15 protein-coding genes are annotated in these 16,611 nt (G+C 65.9%); 5 read left to right on the plus strand and 10 right to left on the minus strand.

The features are described 5' to 3' along the window. Nucleotides 1-635: 635 nt before the first annotated feature. On the plus strand, nt 636-1,901 hold the full coding sequence (locus tag EEB18_RS05280) for an LVIVD repeat-containing protein (RefSeq protein ID WP_187141351.1): 1,266 nt from the start codon (nt 636-638) through the stop codon (nt 1,899-1,901). Nucleotides 1,902-2,197: 296 nt separating this feature from the next. Beyond that, complete coding sequence (locus EEB18_RS05285; protein ID WP_262408134.1) at nt 2,198-2,938, plus strand: SDR family NAD(P)-dependent oxidoreductase; 741 nt, start codon at nt 2,198-2,200, stop codon at nt 2,936-2,938. 9 nt (nt 2,939-2,947) lie between these two features. Here the strand turns inward: EEB18_RS05285 and EEB18_RS05290 are convergent, their stop codons facing one another. The 6 genes from EEB18_RS05290 to EEB18_RS05315 form a co-directional block, all read right to left on the minus strand. Continuing rightward, the gene (locus EEB18_RS05290; protein WP_262408135.1) at nt 2,948-3,319 is read right to left on the minus strand and encodes a GFA family protein; all 372 of its coding nucleotides are present in this window, start codon (nt 3,317-3,319) and stop codon (nt 2,948-2,950) included. A gap of 26 nt (nt 3,320-3,345) precedes the next feature. Continuing rightward, a complete protein-coding gene (locus EEB18_RS05295; RefSeq protein ID WP_187669081.1) occupies nt 3,346-4,002 on the minus strand; it encodes a TetR family transcriptional regulator in 657 nt (218 codons plus the stop codon). 110 nt (nt 4,003-4,112) lie between these two features. Continuing rightward, nucleotides 4,113-5,603, minus strand: a complete 1,491-nt coding sequence (locus tag EEB18_RS05300) for an acetyl-CoA acetyltransferase (RefSeq protein ID WP_187141347.1) — start codon at nt 5,601-5,603, stop codon at nt 4,113-4,115. A gap of 11 nt (nt 5,604-5,614) precedes the next feature. Beyond that, on the minus strand, nt 5,615-6,415 hold the full coding sequence (locus EEB18_RS05305) for a crotonase/enoyl-CoA hydratase family protein (RefSeq protein WP_187141346.1): 801 nt from the start codon (nt 6,413-6,415) through the stop codon (nt 5,615-5,617). A gap of 25 nt (nt 6,416-6,440) precedes the next feature. Continuing rightward, nucleotides 6,441-7,664: an acyl-CoA dehydrogenase family protein gene (locus tag EEB18_RS05310; protein ID WP_187141345.1), complete on the minus strand. Its 1,224-nt coding sequence runs from the start codon at nt 7,662-7,664 to the stop codon at nt 6,441-6,443. An 11-nt stretch (nt 7,665-7,675) separates the two neighbouring features. Continuing rightward, nucleotides 7,676-8,776, minus strand: a complete 1,101-nt coding sequence (locus tag EEB18_RS05315) for an acyl-CoA dehydrogenase family protein (protein WP_187141344.1) — start codon at nt 8,774-8,776, stop codon at nt 7,676-7,678. A gap of 161 nt (nt 8,777-8,937) precedes the next feature. On the opposite strand from EEB18_RS05315, the gene EEB18_RS05320 reads away from it, so the two are divergent. Then, a complete protein-coding gene (locus tag EEB18_RS05320; RefSeq protein ID WP_187141343.1) occupies nt 8,938-11,241 on the plus strand; it encodes a CaiB/BaiF CoA-transferase family protein in 2,304 nt (767 codons plus the stop codon). Between the two features lie 16 nt (nt 11,242-11,257). Here the strand turns inward: EEB18_RS05320 and EEB18_RS05325 are convergent, their stop codons facing one another. Next, nucleotides 11,258-11,629 (minus strand): EthD domain-containing protein, encoded by a 372-nt coding sequence (locus EEB18_RS05325; RefSeq protein ID WP_187141386.1) that lies wholly within the window; start codon nt 11,627-11,629, stop codon nt 11,258-11,260. Nucleotides 11,630-11,776: 147 nt separating this feature from the next. On the opposite strand from EEB18_RS05325, the gene EEB18_RS05330 reads away from it, so the two are divergent. Together EEB18_RS05330 and EEB18_RS05335 are read left to right on the plus strand one after the other, a co-directional pair. Further along, the gene (locus tag EEB18_RS05330) at nt 11,777-12,187 is read left to right on the plus strand and encodes a Zn-ribbon domain-containing OB-fold protein (protein ID WP_187141342.1); all 411 of its coding nucleotides are present in this window, start codon (nt 11,777-11,779) and stop codon (nt 12,185-12,187) included. Then, nucleotides 12,184-13,347 (plus strand): thiolase C-terminal domain-containing protein, encoded by a 1,164-nt coding sequence (locus EEB18_RS05335; RefSeq protein WP_187141341.1) that lies wholly within the window; start codon nt 12,184-12,186, stop codon nt 13,345-13,347. The genes EEB18_RS05330 and EEB18_RS05335 overlap by 4 nt, the downstream gene beginning before the upstream one ends. Nucleotides 13,348-13,534: 187 nt before the next feature. Here the strand turns inward: EEB18_RS05335 and EEB18_RS05340 are convergent, their stop codons facing one another. From EEB18_RS05340 to EEB18_RS05350, 3 genes are read right to left on the minus strand one after another with little or no spacing between them, the layout of a single operon-like run. Next, nucleotides 13,535-14,320 (minus strand): SDR family NAD(P)-dependent oxidoreductase, encoded by a 786-nt coding sequence (locus tag EEB18_RS05340; protein WP_187141340.1) that lies wholly within the window; start codon nt 14,318-14,320, stop codon nt 13,535-13,537. Beyond that, entirely contained in the window at nt 14,317-15,801 is a 1,485-nt protein-coding gene (locus EEB18_RS05345) for an aldehyde dehydrogenase (RefSeq protein ID WP_187141339.1), read from the minus strand. Before EEB18_RS05345 ends, EEB18_RS05340 begins: the two co-directional genes overlap by 4 nt. Before the next feature lie 22 nt (nt 15,802-15,823). Then, nucleotides 15,824-16,600: an enoyl-CoA hydratase/isomerase family protein gene (locus EEB18_RS05350; RefSeq protein ID WP_187141338.1), complete on the minus strand. Its 777-nt coding sequence runs from the start codon at nt 16,598-16,600 to the stop codon at nt 15,824-15,826. Between the last annotated feature and the right edge of the window lie 11 nt (nt 16,601-16,611).

Genomic DNA, 16,611 nt, shown 5'->3' on the forward strand with positions numbered 1-16,611 from the left:
CGTTCGCTGACGCATTGGCCGACGAGACGATGGCTCCCGTTCGGAGGTATAGACCTTGCCGTGCAATCGATCGAGATGCTTCAAACACGGATTGGAAGGTGCACCGAGGTTTAGAAGCTCGCACGGATGATAGTGCCCATCGAGATGTCGCACAGGATCTGTGCCGCCTCAGGGAGCCGCGACCCAAAAAGTTGCTCGACAGCGCCCAAACCCCAAAAAGGCGACTGCGCATCGCGACCGTACGGGGCCGGAACAGGGGAAGGAAAGCGATGTTCGACGAGGAGGGCAATCACCAAGCTCGTGCCCGAAGAATATCCCGGGATCGTCAAAGACCAGATCGACGGCTGGGAGCAACTGCTGTCGCTCAAGCCCGACGTCTGGTTCGGCGGCCACCCCTGGCAGCATAATAATGTCGACAAATATGAAGCGATGCTGGCCGAACCCGGAAGCAATCCCTTCATCGATCCCAAGGGCTATCGCTGCCTCGTGGCCGCGCGCGGCTGCTCGCTGCTGCCGCGTGCGCAGCGCTTGCCGCCACACCATCGGCCAGCGCCTCCCCCCCTCCGTCGGGCGGCCCGAAAACGCCGAGCCGCGCGACGGCGCTGTGCGGTCCAGGCGACAATCCCGAGCCCGGCATGCAGGGCGAGACGCCGCTTGCCGACCTCGAGGCCGGGCGCATCGCCACGCCCTACGTCTGCGGCATGCGCATCGTCGGCAAGCTCGACCCGTGGGGACGCGGCGACAATGCGATGCTCAAACGATCGCGCCAGTGCGCCTATGTTTACGGCGGCGGTGAACGCAAAGGAATCGCCGTCATCGACGCGAGCGACCCCAAGGCACCCAAGGCGGTGGGTCTGCTCGACACGCCGGGCGCGATCGGGGGATCGGAGACGATGGACGTCATCGACACCGGCACCCGCCACCTGCTCGTCGCGGGCGACTATAGCGGCGGCCTCAGACCGCCCGGCCCCGCTCCCCTCGACATCTACGATATCAGCGACTGCACCACGCCGAAGTTGCTCACGACCTTTTACTGGCCCGCAAACATCCATGTGCCCAAGATCTCGCCCGATGGCATGCGGGTCTATGCGAGCCGCGAATATGGCACCGATGGCCTGATGGTCCTCGACATCAGCGATCCGGCAAGACCCATTTATATGGGGGAATATCCGCTAGTCCTTCCCGGCGGCAAGGCACAGCGCCGCCACGACATGTGGATCAACGATGGCCAGACGCGACTGATCTGCGCCGGAAGCGTGCCGATGATCGAGGCGCGCAAGGGCGATTCCGCGCCCAGCATCTGGGACATCACCCAGATCGGCAAGCCGAACCCCGAATGGCCGAAGATCAGGTTCGTCGGCACCAGCGACATCCGCGGCCAAGGCGATCATCATGCGCCGCTGCTGCGCGTCCGCGGCCGCCAGTATCTGGTGGCTGCGAATGAGCTCCGCTGCACCGCCTTCCCGCGCATCTTCGATATGACCGATGAAAAGTCGCTGCGCATGGTCGGCGAATTCCGGCTTGAGGCGAATGACCGCTGCCTCAATGATCCGGCATGGGCCAAGGCGAACGCCGCCGGCTCCTACGGCCTCCATTATAATGCCGTTGTCGACGATGCTTGGGGCGGCGTGGCGCTCGGCCTGTTCAGCTTCATGGGCTCGGGGGTCCGGATCGTCGACCTCCGCGATCCGACGCACCCGTACGAAGTGGCCTATTACCATCCGGGAGCCATCGATGCCCCCTCCCCTCGCGGTCCCCTCGCCAGCAAGACCGACAGCTGCATGTCGATCAACAGTTTCGTGCCAGAGACCGGCCATATCTGGTTCGTCTGCCGCAGCGGCTTTTACGTCGCCGAACTTTCAAAGGCCGTTCGCGCCAAGCTTGGCGCATCCGTGCCATGAGGTGGCAACGCCTTGGCTGATAGATGGGTCGGGCGCTTCGGCCACGGCGCATAGCGCGGACTTTCTCGGCCTTGCGAGAAAGGATGAGGATAGCCGGCGCAAGTCATTGCTGAAGGACGGGTATTAGTCCGGCCAGCCGACCAAGCCTCCTCCTTGGGGGCAGTTCGCCCCCCGCCGTCCTTTTCCCCAACGCCTCTGCCATTGTAATCGGGAGAACATATCTATATATCATAGATATTAGACCCGGATGGTCCAGAGGATCGCTTCGGTGGCGCAAACCTGGTGGGAGAAGATTGATGGCAGGCCGATTGTCTGGGAAAATCATTCTTCTGTCGGGCGGAACCCGAGGGATGGGCGAAGCGCAGGTCCGCGGCATGGTGCGCGAGGGCGCCGAGGTCATTTTCGGTGGCCGGGATCGGGCCGCGGGGGCGGCGATCGAGGCATCGCTCGACAGCAAGGCGTACTTCATACCGCTCGACGTCACGAAACCCGAAGATTGGAAGGCTGCAGTCGAATTCGCGGTGAAGCGGTTCGGCCGGATCGATGGTCTCGTGAACAACGCCGGGGTCGGCGCCACGCACCCGCTGATCGACATCAGCGACGAAGAGTGGGCCGGCGTCGTCGCGGTCAACCAGAACGGCGTCTTTTTCGGGATGCGCGAGGGGGCGCGCGCGATGCTGGCATCGGGCGGGGGCTCGATCGTCAATGTCGCATCGCCCGCGGGCACGAAAGCCCATGCCAATCTGGTCGCCTATTCGGCCGCGAAGGCGGCGGTGATCGGAATGTCGCGGGCGGTCGCCAAGGAACTCGCGCCCAGTGGCATTCGCGTCAACGTCCTGATCCCGGGATTTTTTGCGACGCGCCTCCTGACCGAGACGACAAACAGCCAGGCCCTCGAACGCGGCGCGAAACTGACCCCGCTCGGGCGCGTCGCGCAGCCCGAGGAGAGCGTTGGCGCTGTCCTGTTCCTGCTATCCGACGAAAGCAGCTTCGTGACGGGTACGCAGATCGTCGTCGATGGCGGCTACACCGCGTGACCGAACAGGTCAGGCGTTTTTTTCGAACGCATATTGGCCTTCGGGCAACACCACCCACGGCAGCGCGGTCGACGTCCAGACGCTGACCGTCGGAGCGAAAGCCCCCGGATCGTCGAGCGTCCCGGCCTTGACGATCAAAAGCCCCTTCCCGTCGGTCGGCTCCGAAAAGATCGGCGACCCGCAACGACCACAGAATTTGCGCAGCACCGCGTTGCCGGAGAATGTGTCCTCATCCTCATAGACCGACAGGTCGCCTTCATGGCTGACCGCGGCACCCTTGAAGAGCAGGTTGACCGAGAAGGCGCTGCCCGACTGCCGGCGACAGTTGGTGCAGTGGCATTGCGCCACCACGATCGGGTCGCCGTCGGCACGGTAGCGCACCGCCCCACAATTGCATCCGCCCTCGATCATATGGCTTTACCCTTCTGTCCGTATCGAAATCTGAAACCGTCGAGCAGCACCTCGAGCGTCTCAACGAACAACGCCTCGTCGGACACCGGAGATTTGGCGATCGCTGCGGCAAGCAACGGGTAACGCGCCGGATCGACCGTCGGCATAGCGGCATGGTCGTGCGCCTTGGCCGCCGCGTCGAAGAGCGCCTTGCCATAGGTCAGCTTTTCGAGCGCCTCGAGAACCGCCAGATGATGCTCGGGCGGGTAAGGACAGTCCGACAGGCCGCGCTCATAGGCACCGAGCATCAGCTCGCGCGGAAAGAAGCGCAGCATCAGCGGTCCGGCGTGCGCGTGGTTCAGCATCACGCGGCGGGTCGCAACCGCGAGGTCGATCGCCCGCTCCTCCCACGACGACCCCGGCTTTTCCCCCTGCCCCACCTCGACCAGCAAGGTCCGGGCCATCATGTGGAGAAGTTCGTCGCGGTTCTTGAAATGATAATAAAGCGACGGCGCCTGAACGTTCAGTTCGCGCGCCACCGCCTGCACGGTCAGCGCGTCGAGGCCCTTGCGATCGAGCAGGTTGATCGACACCCGTATCGCCGTTTCGCGCGTGATCAGCGGCGTCAGCGGGCGCCCCGGCCCCTTTTTTTTCCTGGCTTGGCTGGCGGGCAAACTTATCCCTTTCCCTATCGGCATTAGGCCGACAGATGCCATCATTGCCCGGCTTTGAACAGCCAAGAGGCTGCGACGCGCCAAATGCCCGTCAATCCCGCCCGTCGCGATCATGCAAAGCGCCATTCCCGAAGCCCCGCGCCCTCGACGATCCGGCCGGGCGCGCCCACAGGCTCCGCATCCGCATCGGCGAGCCGTCGCAGGACGTCGCCTTCGCTCGGCGGAACATGCGCGAGCGTCCGCTCGCCCCCCGGTGTCCGCGCAACCACCACGCCTGCTTTTGGCATCCCGTCGCGCCGATAGAGGATCGTGTAGCTTTCGATCGTCGCGTCACCCAGATAATCGCGCGCCAGCGCCGGAATTGCATCGCGCATCGCGTCGGCCTCCTCCTGATAATCGTAACTGCGGGGAAAGGAGGCCGCCGCGATCGGCTTGCTGCTGATCACGATGCTGTGATTGTGCGTCGCATAGCCGCCATTTGCGAACAGCAGCCCCGTCCCGCCCTCGGCACGCAGCTGATCGGTCATGCTCGCGACGGCATGGCTCATATAGTTGCCGATCGGCCCGCCACCAAAGGTCAGGCCACCGAAGACCGTCGCCGGCCGTTCGGCCGGCCAATCGATGATCCGGCGGGCCAGCTTGGGAATGCAGGGGAAACAGCTGTACAATTCGACCATATCGAGCTGGGACGGATCGACCTTGTTCAAGGCGAGCGCGCGGCGGATTGAGACCTCCATGCTCGCGCTATGGTCGTAGCGATCGCGCTGCAACGGGCTGTTCGGTTCATGGGCCGCCGCACCATTACCGACATAGATCCAGCGGTCCTCGGCGATCCCGCGCCGGCGCGCCTCGCCGACGCTCGTCACGATGAAGGCGGCGCCCTGGTTGACCGAGGCGTTGGCGACCATCAGCTTGTTATAGGGAAAGGCGATCGGCCGGTTGCTTTCGGTCGGCGTGGTCACGTCAGCCGGGCTGACCGGTTTCCGGATCCATGCATGGGGATTGGCGGCCGCAACCTCCGAAAAGAGCGACCAGATCGTCCCGCTTTCGGCCTGCGCCTCGGCGAAACTTTGCCCCAGCGATGCGCGGAGTGCATTTTCGTAGAGAGGGTAAACATCGACCGGCGCGACCAGCCCATATTGCTGCGCATAGCTTGGCTCGCGCCGCTGCGCCGCTTCGCGCGTCGCATCGACGCGGCGGCCGGACTCCTCCGCCGCCGCCCTTGCTGCCGCGGTTCGCAGCGCCTCGGCGCCGCACACCAGCGCGATCCGGCACGCGCCGGCCCCGATCCGGTTGGCCGCTTCGTTGAGGAGCAGGACCGGGCTGTCGCCGTTCGGCCCTTCGCTTTGCATCATCGTCGCGGGCGCAATGCCGAGTTCGCTCGCCAGCGGTTCCCGCGCATACCGAATGTCGCGGAACGATATCTGCTGGACGATCCCCAGAAAATCAGCGTCGGCGAGCAACGCCCCGCCAGCGTCGCTTTCGGCGATCCGCAGCGCGTCCGCCATCAACACAATGGGATCGCGACCATCGGCGGGGTTTTCCGGCCGGTCGTTGATCTGGCCGACACCGACGATGATGGGGCTGTTATCGTCCGACATGCTTTGTTTCCTCAACGAGCCTGCCAGACGGGCTGGCGTTTTTCGGCAAAGGCGCGCGGGCCTTCGCGCGAATCCTCGGAGGTGAAGACCACACGCGTTTCGCGCTTGTTCGCCTCCCAGAACTCGGCGTCGCTGGCGATCTGGCCCTCGGCGATACCCATGGCGATGCGCTTGCTGGCCTGCACCGCGAGAGGGGCGTTGACCGCGATGCGCTCGGCAAAGTCGAGCGCGGTGTCCATGAGCTTGTCCAGGGGCACCACTTCGTTGGCGAGGCCGAGATCAAGCGCGCGTTGCGCCGAAATCGGCTCGGCAGTCAGCAACAACTGCATCGCGATCTTGCGTGGCAATTGCTGGACGATGCGAAACGCACCGCCCGCCGCCGCGATGATCCCGCGCTTGACCTCGGGCAGCCCGAATTGCGCATGATCGGCGGCGATCACGATGTCGGAGGCCAGCGCGAGTTCGGTGCCGCCGCCGAGCGCGAAGCCGTTGACCGCCGCGATGATCGGCTTGCCGATCGGGTGCTGCACGAAACCCGCGAAGCCCCAGGCGCGCTGTGCCTTGTCTTCGGGTTCGAGCCGCTCGCCGCGCGACAGGGCTTTCAGGTCGGCGCCCGCGCAAAAGGCTTGGTCACCCGCGCCGGTGACGATCACCGCGCGGATGTCCGGATCGGCCTCGGCTTGTTCGAGTCCCTCGCCCAGCCCGGCGTGGACCGCGGCATTGACGGCGTTGCGCGCTTCGGGGCGGTTGATTGTCAGGATCAGAATATGGCCGCGGCGTTCGGCAAGCACGGCAGGGGGCGTGTCGGTCATTCTTTCTCTCCAATCATGTTATCGCTCAAAGGCCGATGATTTTGGCGATGATGTTGCGCTGAATCTCATTCGTCCCGGCGTAGATCGACGCCGCGCGTTCGCTGACGTAGCGCATTGGCGCGATCGCGGCCTCGCGCGGGCCGGCGAAATCGCCCTCGGCGTGCGGGAAATGGACCGGCCCCGCGGAAACCCCTGCCTGCGGCTGATAGGCCATGCCATAGCGGCCAGCGGCGAGCAGGCGCAGTTCGGTGATGCGCTGCTGCAATTCGGTACCGCGGATCTTCATCAGCGACGGGATCGCATGCGGATAGCGACCGGCCCCCGCGTCGCTCATCGCGCGAAATTCGAAGATTTCGAGCGCCAGCACGTCGATCCGCGCCTGCGCGATCGCATCGGCGAAGGCGCCATCGTCGATCAGGCGTCCGCCCTCGTCGCCGCGCGCGCCGCTGGCGAATTGCTCGATCTCGTCGAGGTCGATCTGCAAACCCGGTGCATAGGCCGCGCCGCCGCGTTCGAATTCGAGCAGATATTTGGCGACGGTCCACCCGTCGCCGATCGCGCCCACGACATTCGCCTTGGGCACGCGGACGGCGTCGAGGAAAATCTCGTTCTGGATATTCTCGCCCGCGGGCGAGACCGTCGGCACCACGGTGACGCCGGGGCTGGTCATGTCGATCAACAGGAAACTGATGCCCTTTTGCGGCCGGTCGAGTGTCGCGGTGCGAACGAGGAAAAAGCCCCAGTTGGCGGCGTGGGCGTGGGTGCTCCATAATTTCTGGCCGGTGACGACCAGATGATCGCCATCCTCCTCGGCACGGCATTGCAGGCTGGCGAGGTCGGAGCCCGACCCGGTTTCGGAATAGCCCTGGCACCAGAAATGCTCGCCCGATAGCATGCGCGGCAGAAAATGGGCCTTCTGCGCGTCGCTGCCATGGCCGATGATCGCGGGGCCGCACATCTGCACCCCCATCGGCGACACCGGCGGTGCGCCAGCGGCGATGCGCTCGCGTTGCCAGATATAGCGTTGCGCGAGGCTCCAGCCGGTGCCGCCATGCTCGACCGGCCAGGACGGAGCGACCCAACCCTTTTCGTGCAAGATCGCCTGCCAGGCGCGCGCATGATCCGGGTCGGCGTAGACGCTGGTCATATTGGCACCGCTCGCGCGCAGATCGTCGGTCAGCTTGTCGGTAAGAAAGGCGCGCACTTCGTCGCGAAAGGCGATTTCGTCGGCGCTCCAGGCGATGTCCATCGGCTGTCTCCTCAGGCCGCGCGCGACAGTGCGACGAAGCGGCGGCGGTGCCAGTCGGCCGAGCCGAATTCGCTCTCGATCACGGTCGCGCGGCGGAAATAATGGGTCACCGCGACCTCGTCGGTCATCCCCATGCCGCCGTGGAGCTGGATTGCATTCTGGCCGACAAAGCGGCAGGCGTCGGCGATGGTCACCTTCATCGCGGAGACGGCGCGGGCGCGGTCGGCCGGCGCGGCGTCGAGGCTGAGCACCGCGCGGTACACCGCCGAGGTCGCGAGTTCGAGCTGCATATACATGTCGACCATGCGGTGCTGGATGACCTGAAAGGTCGAGATCGCCTGCCCGAACTGGCGGCGCTCCTTGGTGAAGGCGATGGTATCGTCGAGCATCACGCGCATCACGCCAAGCGCCTCGGCACCAAGCATCGCGGTTGCGACGTCGCACAGCCGCTCGATCGCCTCGGCGCCGCGTGCGATGAGCGCGCTGTCGGGGATCGCAACGGCATCGAAGGCGACATCGGCGGCGCGCCGGCCGTCGATCGTCGGAAATGCTTGTTGCGAAATGCCGACCGCGCCGGCTTCGACGAGGAACAGCGCCGGCTCCTCGCCGATGCGCGCGGTAACGAGGAAATGCGTCGCCATCGGCGCCCCGCTCACGACGATCTTGTGGCCATCGAGCCGCCAGCCGACCGTCGTGCGCAGCGCAATGGTATCGCGCGGCATGCGGTCGAAGCGCGTTGCGGTCTCGGCCCAGGCAAAGGCAAGGCGCATGTCGCCGCTGGCGATCGCCGCCAGCTCGGCCTTGTGCGCGGCGCCGAGCGCCGACGCGCCGATCACTGCGGTTTCAAAATAGGGTTCGACGAGCAGGTTGGCGCCCAGCTCCTCCATCACGACCATCATGTCGGTCGCATCGCCGCCGATGCCGCCCGCGCCGTCGAGCACGAACACGCCCAATATGCCGAGGTCGTCCGCAAGCCCGCGCCACAGCGATTCGCTCCAGCCGGCTGCGCTGCGCGCATTCGCCGTACGGACCGAAAATCCATTGTTGCGCTGAAGATACCCGCGCAGCGCATCGCGCAACTGACGCTGATCGTCGGTGAAAGTGAAGTCCATCGGCAACTCTCCGTGGCGTGGCCGCTATCATAAAAGACGAGCGCGGCAAAACGAATTAGTCGATTAATTAACTTTTCTTCCCGGTGCAGATATGGCAAGCGCCGGCGCGGCCAGCGGAGCGTCTTCGCGTCCGCTGGCGTATCGAAGAGAAGGGTAAGTTCATGTCCGATCGGCCGCTGTCCGGCATTCGCGTCGTCGAAAGCGTCCAGGGGCCGCTGGCGATGATCGGACGCTATCTGGCCGATCTGGGCGCCGTGGTCGATCGCTTCGCATCCGAGCCCGACGCCAGCGCCGAGGCAGTCGTCGCCAACGCCGGCAAGCGGGTGCACACCGGCAATCTGGGCAGTCCAGAGGCCGCGACAGCCATCGAGCGCGCGCAGATCGTTGTCGCCGACCGGGCGTCGGGGGCCGATCTCGCCGCGCTCCGCCGCGCCCGCCCAGGCCTGATCACCATGACGGTCAGCGATTTCGGCGAAGACGGCCCGCTGGCGGAGTGGCGCGCGACCGGTCCTGTGCTCCATGCGCTGTCCGCCGTGCTGTCGCGTTCGGGCATTCGCGGGCGCGAGCCGCTGCTGCCGCCCGGCGACCTCGCCTATCAATGCGCCGCCCCGCAGGCGGTTTTCGCGCTGCTCGGTGCGCTCTATCGCGCGCTCAGCGGCGGCAAAGGGGCGCATTTCGACTTCGCGGCGCTCGACGGGGCGGTGCAGGGCCTCGATCCGGGCTTCGGCATCAACGGCAGCGCGACGATGGGCAAGCCGGTCGGCCTGCTGCTGCGCGACCGGCCACGCGCGGGATTCCAATATCCGATCATGCGCTGCGCCGACGGCTATGTGCGCATCTGCCTGCTTGCCAAGCGCCAGTGGCGCGGCATGTTCCGGTGGATGGGCGAGCCCGCGCAATTTGCCTCACCCGATTTCGACCGGACGTCGCACCGCTATGCCTCAGCAGACTTGCTCCCTCATATTGCGGGCTTCTTCGCCGACCGTCTCCGCGCCGATCTGGAACGCGAAGGACAGGACTATGGCGTACCGATCGCGTCGGTGCTGACGCTCGGCGAATTTCTGGACAGCGACCATGCCGCCGTACGCGAAGCGGTCACCACGCTGGCCGACGGGACGCGGCTGCCCAATGGATTCCTGACCATCGACGGCGACCGCATGGGGCCATTGCCGATTGCTGAGGGCGCTGAGTTTCCCGCAGTCGCCGGCGCGGCTCTCCTCGCTCCCTTTGGCGACCTGAAAGTGCTCGATCTCGGCGTCATCGTCGTCGGTGCCGAGGGCGCGCGGCTGCTCGGCGACCTCGGCGCCGACGTCATCAAGATCGAGAGCCAGGCCTTTCCGGACGGCAGCCGCCAATCCTATCTGGAGCACGGCATGTCGGTCAGCTTCGCCGCCGGGCACCGCAACAAGCGCAGCCTGGGCATCGACCTGCGCAGCACCGAGGGTCGCGCGCTATTCCTCGACATGGTCCGGCAAGCCGACGTCGTCTGCTCGAACTTCAAGCCCGGCACGATGGAGAAGCTGGGCCTCGGCGAAGCCGATCTGCGCGCGATCAACCCGCGGATCGTCCTGTCCGAAAGCTCGGCCTTCGGGGACACCGGGCCGTGGAGCGGGCGGATGGGCTATGGCCCGCTGGTTCGCGCCTCGACCGGGCTGACGCTCGCCTGGCGCTACCCCGACGATCCTTTGAGCTTCAGCGATTCGATCACCGTCTATCCCGACCATGTCGCGGGCCGCATCTGTGCGATCGGGGTCGCGGCGCTGCTGATCCGTCGCCTGCGCACCGGGCTGGGCGGCGTAGCCAAGGTCGCACAATCCGAAGTGATGATCGGCCATTTCGCCGCCGACGTCGTGCGCGGTACGCCGGCGGGCGGCGCTGCCACCGACTGGCCGTGGGCGGCCTATCGCGCCGCGGGCGACGACGAATGGTGCGTGATCACCGTCGAGAGCGACGCCGACTGGGCGCGGTTGTGCGAGACGATCGGCTATGGTGAAGGCCTGGCCTTCGACAGCGCCGCCAAACGGCTTGCCGCGCGCCGCGAGATCGACACGGCGATCGACGCCTGGCTCGCGGGGCGTAGTCGACACGCCGCCGCGGAGACGCTGCAGGCGGCGGGCATTGCTGCCGCCCCGATGCTGCGGCTCTCCGAACTGCCGGATTTCCCCTATTATGTTGAGCGCGGTTTCTACCGGATCGAGGATCATCCCTGGTTGCAAGAGGATGTGTTCGGCGACGCCTATGTGGTCAAGACCGCCGACCTGCCCGCACCGACCTTGCGCCCTGCCCCGCTGAGCGGCGAGCAAAGCGAAGAGGTCATCGCCGACTGGCTCGGCATCGATGCGGCGGGCATTGGCACGCTCAAGGATAAGGCCATCCTCGAACCGCTTGCCGAACTGACGCGGCAGCAGGCCGAGGCGCATATGGCGAGCGACGAACCCGTGACCGCGACGGGACGCTGGAAATAGGCTCCTTTCGGCCCGCCTATTCGATGACGTGAAAATCGTCCGACAGGAAGATCGGCGAATTGGGCAGGTCGATGAATTTCCTCTCGTCGGCGAGCAGCAGCGCGCCCGCGACGCGTCCCGCCTCGGTCGACCCGGCCGCGGCGAAGCTCGCCATATCGTCCCACCATAGTTGCGCGACGCCATCGAAATCGAGGCCCGAGGAGCCGCGCACATCGGCGAGCGGAAAGGCGCCCGGGAGCGTCAGGCTGTGCGACTGGACATATTTTCGGATGCCGAGCGCCGCGGCATGGTCCTTGACCAGCGGCGCATGCTCGTTCCGCCAATAGTCCTGGAATTGCTCGCGCGTCAGGCCCGGCAAGCGCTTGAGGCAGAAGGTCACTCGCAGCATCATCGTCTCTCCCCATCCGTCTGTGCGTCCATGCGAAATCCGCGTCGCGCACTTCCTCATTGCACGTTACCATCAAATCTATATATAGTAGATAAATGAAGCAAGGGCCGCGCAGGCGATGCGGCAGGAAAGGATGGCAAGGAGCGGATGACCTATCATTCGGCAACGGGTCCGGTCGGCGCCGAGGGGCGCTATTGGGACGCGCTTCTCGAAGGGCGGCTTGAACTGCCGCGCTGCACGGGCTGCGGACGCTGGCATTGGCCCGCAGTTTGGCGTTGCGGCAGCTGCGGCAGCTGGGACCATGAATGGACCCAACAGTCGCTCGAAGGCGAGGTCTTCACCTATACCCGCACCCACCACCCGTTCGGCGGGACCGAAGCCTTCGCCAAACCCTTCTCGACCTTGATCGTCACCCTGAATTCGGTGCCGGTCCGCCTCGTCGGCGTATTGGAAGGTGACGAAGCGGGCCTCCGTATCGGCGCCCCTGTCACCGGAACGATCGCGCGCACCGCCTTTGGCGATGCCCAAATCCCCGCGCTGCGCTGGAGCCTTTCATGACCCCCAATTTGTCGGGCCTGACGGCCGCCGCCGGCGTCGGTTATCGCCAGTACAAGCGCGGCACTGCGCCCGCCCCCGAACGCGGCGTGCTGGTCCGCGCGATCGTCGACGCCTGCGAGGACGCGGGTTTCGACCCGGCGGATGTCGACGGCTTTGTCTCCTATGGCGACGACAAGAACGAGCCGGTGCGGCTGATGCCCGACCTCGGCACCAAGGCGATCAACTGGTCAGCACAGGTGTGGGGCGGCGGCGGCGGCGGCATCGCCGGAGCTTTTGGTATCGCGGCGTCGGCGATCCTGACCGGACAGGCGCGCGCCGTCGTCGTGTTTCGCGCGCTGGTCGAAGGGAATAGCGGGCGGCTGTCGGCGGCGGTCATGGCGCATCATCTCAACGACCATATGGTGTCGTCGGGCATTCTAGCCCCCGCGCAGGTCTGCGCGATGCGCGCGCAGCGGATGTTCGAATATCATGGCGTGCCCTATGAGCTGTGCGAAGAACTCGTCCGCGCCTCCTATTATCACGGCAGTCGCAACCCCGACGCGGTCGCCTATGGCAAGGATTTCGACCATACGGAATATAGCGGTTCGCGGATCATCGCCGAACCGTTCCACCTGTTCGATTGCAGCCGTGAGAATGACGGCGCGGGCGCGATCTTGCTCGTCTCGACCGAGATGGCGCGCGACCTGAAGAAGAAACCGGTGAAATTGCTGTCGGTCGCGCAGGGGACCGAGGCGGGTTATGGCGACCTGCTCGAGAATGACGCGACCGAACTTTATCCGACCGCCGGCTTCCGCGCGATCCGCGACCGGCTCTACGGCACCGCGGGACTGACCCCGGCCGATATCGATGTCGTCCAGCTGTACGAGAATTTCAGCGCGCAGGGGATCGCGTCGCTGATCGACCATGGCTTTTGCACATACGAAAATGTGGCAGAGGTTGTGCGCTTCGAAAATCTGATCGCGCCGAGCGGGAAGCTGCCGGTCAACACATCGGGCGGCAATCTGGCGCATGGCTTCGTCCATGGTTTCGTCACGGCGGTCGAGGCGGTGCGCTGCCTGCGCGGCGAAAGCCCGAACCCGGTACCGAACGCGCGCACCTGCCTGCTCGCCGGCGGTCCCGGCGCACCGACGATCAGTTCGGCGATCTTTGGGGTCGATTAAGAGTTTTTGCGTCGAACGGCCGGTTTCGGGTGGGCGTGGTCGCTCTGTATCTTATTACTTTGTCATTCCCGCGAAAGCGGGAACGCAGGGAAAGCTCAGCCTACGCACGCTCTGGGTCCCCGCTTTCGCGGGGATGACAAAAAGAGGAAGCGACCGCTTCCCACACCAAAGCCAGCGCAGGCACCTGTCAACTGACGGTCGAAATACCGCCGCTCACCGGTAGCAGCACGCCGGTCACCCAGGCGCCGGCGCGCGACGAAAGGTAGATCACCGCGCCCGCGATATCGTCCATTTCCCCTGCCCGCGCGCCCAGTGGCGAGACGAAGGCCTTGGGCACCTCGTCGTCCGCACCCATGCCAAGAAATTGCTCGGTGAGCCGCGAGGGGAAGAGGCCCGGCGCGATCGCATTGCAGCTGATGTTGCGCTTGGCGAGGTGGCGGCCGAGGTGACGCGACATCATCGCAACGCCGGACTTGCTCGACGCATAGGCGAAATTTTCGAGATGCCCGGGGTTCAGCGCGGCGATCGACGCAATGTTGATCACCCGCGCCGGATCCCCCGGCGCTGCACCGCTTTCGAGTTGCGGCAGCAATTTGCGCGTCAGCAGGAAAGGCGCGGTCAGGTTGAGGTTCAGCACCGCATCGAAATCCTCGCGCCCATCGGCGTCGAGCGGCGTGGTGCGGTCGGTGCCGGCATTGTTGACGAGAATATGGAGCGGCCGCTCGCCAAGTGCTTCGGCGGCCCGTGCGATGCCGTCGTCGGTTGCGATATCCGCCGCGACGCCCTGCGCATTGCCGCCAAGTTCGGCGACGATGGCATCGACGTCGGCGGCGCCGCGCGCGACGACCCACACGTCGACCCCCGCCTGCGCCAATCCGCGCGCGATCATTCGGCCGATGCCCGATGTCGCGCCGGTCACGAGCGCGCGCTTGCCCGCGACGTCGAACAGGCCGGCGGTGTAGGCTGCGCTCATGCCAGCGTGCCGGGCGCTTGCGGCAGGAAGATCGTCTTGACCTCGGTAAAGGGCTCGATGCCCTCCGGCCCGCCCTCGCGACCGACGCCCGATTTCTTGAAGCCGCCGAAGGGATTGGTCAGGTCGAAATCGCGGCCGTTCTGAGTGAAATGCCCCGTACGGATGCCCCGCGCCACCGCATAGGCGCGGTCGGTGTCATGCGTATAGACGCCGCCCGACAGGCCGAACGGACTGTCGTTGGCGATCGCGATCGCTTCCTCGACGCTGTCATAGGGAATGACCGCGGTAACCGGGCCAAAGATTTCCTCCTGCGCGATCGCCATGTCGTTGGTCGCGTCGGCAAACACGGTGGGTTCGACATAATAGCCGCTGTTCAGCGCCGGCGGACGGCGACCACCGGTCGCGATGCGCGCGCCCTCTGCGACGCCCTTGTCGAAATAGCTGCACACTTTGGCATGGTGCCGCGCCATTGCGAGCGGCCCCATCATCGTCGCGGGATCGAGCGGATCGCCGATGCTGGTCGCCGCCATCGCCGCTGCGAGGCTTTCGACATAGGCGTCCTTGCGCGCACGCGGGACAAGGACGCGGCTGAAATTGATGCACACCTGGCCGCAGAGCAGGGTGATCATCGACGCAAGCGCGGGTCCCATCGCCTCGGGCTCGAAGTCGTCGAGCACGATTGCCGCCGACTTGCCGCCGAGTTCCATCGTAAAGCGCGCCATGCGCGACGCACAAACCTGTGCGATATGCAGCCCGACCTCGGTCGAGCCGGTGAAGGCGACCTTGTCGACACCCGGATGGCGGACGAGCAGGTCCGACGCCTCGCGGTCGGCGGGCAACAGGTTGATCACGCCATCGGGGAAACCCGCCTCCTCGGCAGCTTCGGCGAGCATGAACGCCTCGAGCGGGGTTTCGGGCGCCGGTTTCAGGATCACCGTGCAGCCCGTCGCGAGCGCTGGCGCCAGCTTGATCAGCAGCGAGGCGAGCGGACCGTTCCACGGCGCGATTGCCGCGACGACGCCGACGGGTTCGCGCACCACCACCGCAACCTTCGACATCATGCCATTCGACGGGCGGACATCCTCGAACGGATAAGTCTCGGCGAGTCCGGCATAATAGTCGAGCAGCCCCGCAGTGCCCGCGCCCGACCCCTGCGCCATCCAGATCGGCACCCCGACCTGCGAAATCCAGGCGCTGTCGAGCGCGGCGCCGCGGCGCTGCAGCGCCTGCGACAAGGCGCGCATATAGGTCGCGCGTTCGGCAGCCGACATCCGCGGCCAGGGGCCTTCATCGAACGCCTTGCGCGCCGCCGCGACCGCGCGTTCGACTTCGGGGACGCCCGCCGCGACCACTTCGCCGAACACTTCCTCGGTCGCGGGATTGGTCACCGCGAAGCGACCGCTGCCCTCGACGGGAATCCACCGCCCGCCGATAAAGAGCCGGTCGGGATGCGCCACCTGCGCGTTCGCTTGGCCAATCATCGTCTTCTCCTGATATTGCTGTTCAGCGTTTGTGGTCGTCGTGCTCGGACAGGAATTTCCCGAAGGTCTCGCCGCCGGCCGGAGCATCGGTCATGCTCGCGATCATCCAGTCATATTCAGCCTGCCAACCTTCGATTGGCGTGCGCGTCAGGCTGCCGTCAACGAGCGTCTTGATGCCGCCGATGCCCTGCGGCGGATGCGCAGCGATGGCGGACGCCAACGCGATCGCGCGCGCGTCGAGTTCGGAAGCGTTGACGATTTCGTTCACCAGCCCGATGCGTTCGGCCTCCGCGGCCTCGACCACCTGTCCGGTCATCAAGATCGCCTTGGCGCGCGGCGCGCCGACCGCGCGCGGTAGCGACCAGGTTGCATTGGCGCAGCCATAGCCGACCGCCGTCACCTTGAAGCGGAAAGCGGGGGTCGCGATCCGCATGTCGCAGGCGAGCGCGAGCAGCGCGCCCGCGCCGAAGCAGATGCCGTCGATCGCGGCGATGATCGGCAACGGGTGCGCGGCGACACGGCCGAACACCGGGTCGCGCGTCTCGAAGGCGCGGCGCATCGTGGCGGCATCGAAGCCCGCCATCTCGTGGATATCGAACCCTGCGCTGAACGCCCTGCCCCCGCGCGCACTGATGACGATGGCGCGGATGTCGGGGGCGGTTGCGGCATGGTCGAGCTGCTCGGCAAAGGCGGTGAAGGTCGGCGTGTCATAGGCATTATGCACGTCGGGGCGGTTGAAGATCAGGTGCAGCACCCCCGGCGCGGGGGTCGCGACGATCAGCGTCGGGTCGGTGGTCATGGTCGGGGTCC

This window comes from Sphingopyxis sp. OPL5, assembly GCF_003797775.2.
GTDB lineage: Bacteria > Pseudomonadota > Alphaproteobacteria > Sphingomonadales > Sphingomonadaceae > Sphingopyxis.

Excerpts from the sequence above, each read along its gene's own strand:
- EEB18_RS05330 (WP_187141342.1), top strand. The coding sequence starts at position 11,777 with ATGACCTATCATTCGGCAACGGGTCCGGTCGGCGCCGAGGGGCGCTAT.
- EEB18_RS05285 (WP_262408134.1), top strand. The coding sequence starts at position 2,198 with ATGGCAGGCCGATTGTCTGGGAAAATCATTCTTCTGTCGGGCGGAACC.
- EEB18_RS05335 (WP_187141341.1), top strand. The coding sequence starts at position 12,184 with ATGACCCCCAATTTGTCGGGCCTGACGGCCGCCGCCGGCGTCGGTTAT.
- EEB18_RS05305 (WP_187141346.1), bottom strand. The coding sequence starts at position 6,415 with ATGACCGACACGCCCCCTGCCGTGCTTGCCGAACGCCGCGGCCATATT.
- EEB18_RS05350 (WP_187141338.1), bottom strand. The coding sequence starts at position 16,600 with ATGACCACCGACCCGACGCTGATCGTCGCGACCCCCGCGCCGGGGGTG.
- EEB18_RS05340 (WP_187141340.1), bottom strand. The coding sequence starts at position 14,320 with ATGAGCGCAGCCTACACCGCCGGCCTGTTCGACGTCGCGGGCAAGCGC.
- EEB18_RS05320 (WP_187141343.1), top strand. The coding sequence starts at position 8,938 with ATGTCCGATCGGCCGCTGTCCGGCATTCGCGTCGTCGAAAGCGTCCAG.
- EEB18_RS05325 (WP_187141386.1), bottom strand. The coding sequence starts at position 11,629 with ATGCTGCGAGTGACCTTCTGCCTCAAGCGCTTGCCGGGCCTGACGCGC.
- EEB18_RS05280 (WP_187141351.1), top strand. The coding sequence starts at position 636 with ATGCAGGGCGAGACGCCGCTTGCCGACCTCGAGGCCGGGCGCATCGCC.
- EEB18_RS05310 (WP_187141345.1), bottom strand. The coding sequence starts at position 7,664 with ATGGACATCGCCTGGAGCGCCGACGAAATCGCCTTTCGCGACGAAGTG.
- EEB18_RS05345 (WP_187141339.1), bottom strand. The coding sequence starts at position 15,801 with ATGATTGGCCAAGCGAACGCGCAGGTGGCGCATCCCGACCGGCTCTTT.
- EEB18_RS05315 (WP_187141344.1), bottom strand. The coding sequence starts at position 8,776 with ATGGACTTCACTTTCACCGACGATCAGCGTCAGTTGCGCGATGCGCTG.
- EEB18_RS05300 (WP_187141347.1), bottom strand. The coding sequence starts at position 5,603 with ATGTCGGACGATAACAGCCCCATCATCGTCGGTGTCGGCCAGATCAAC.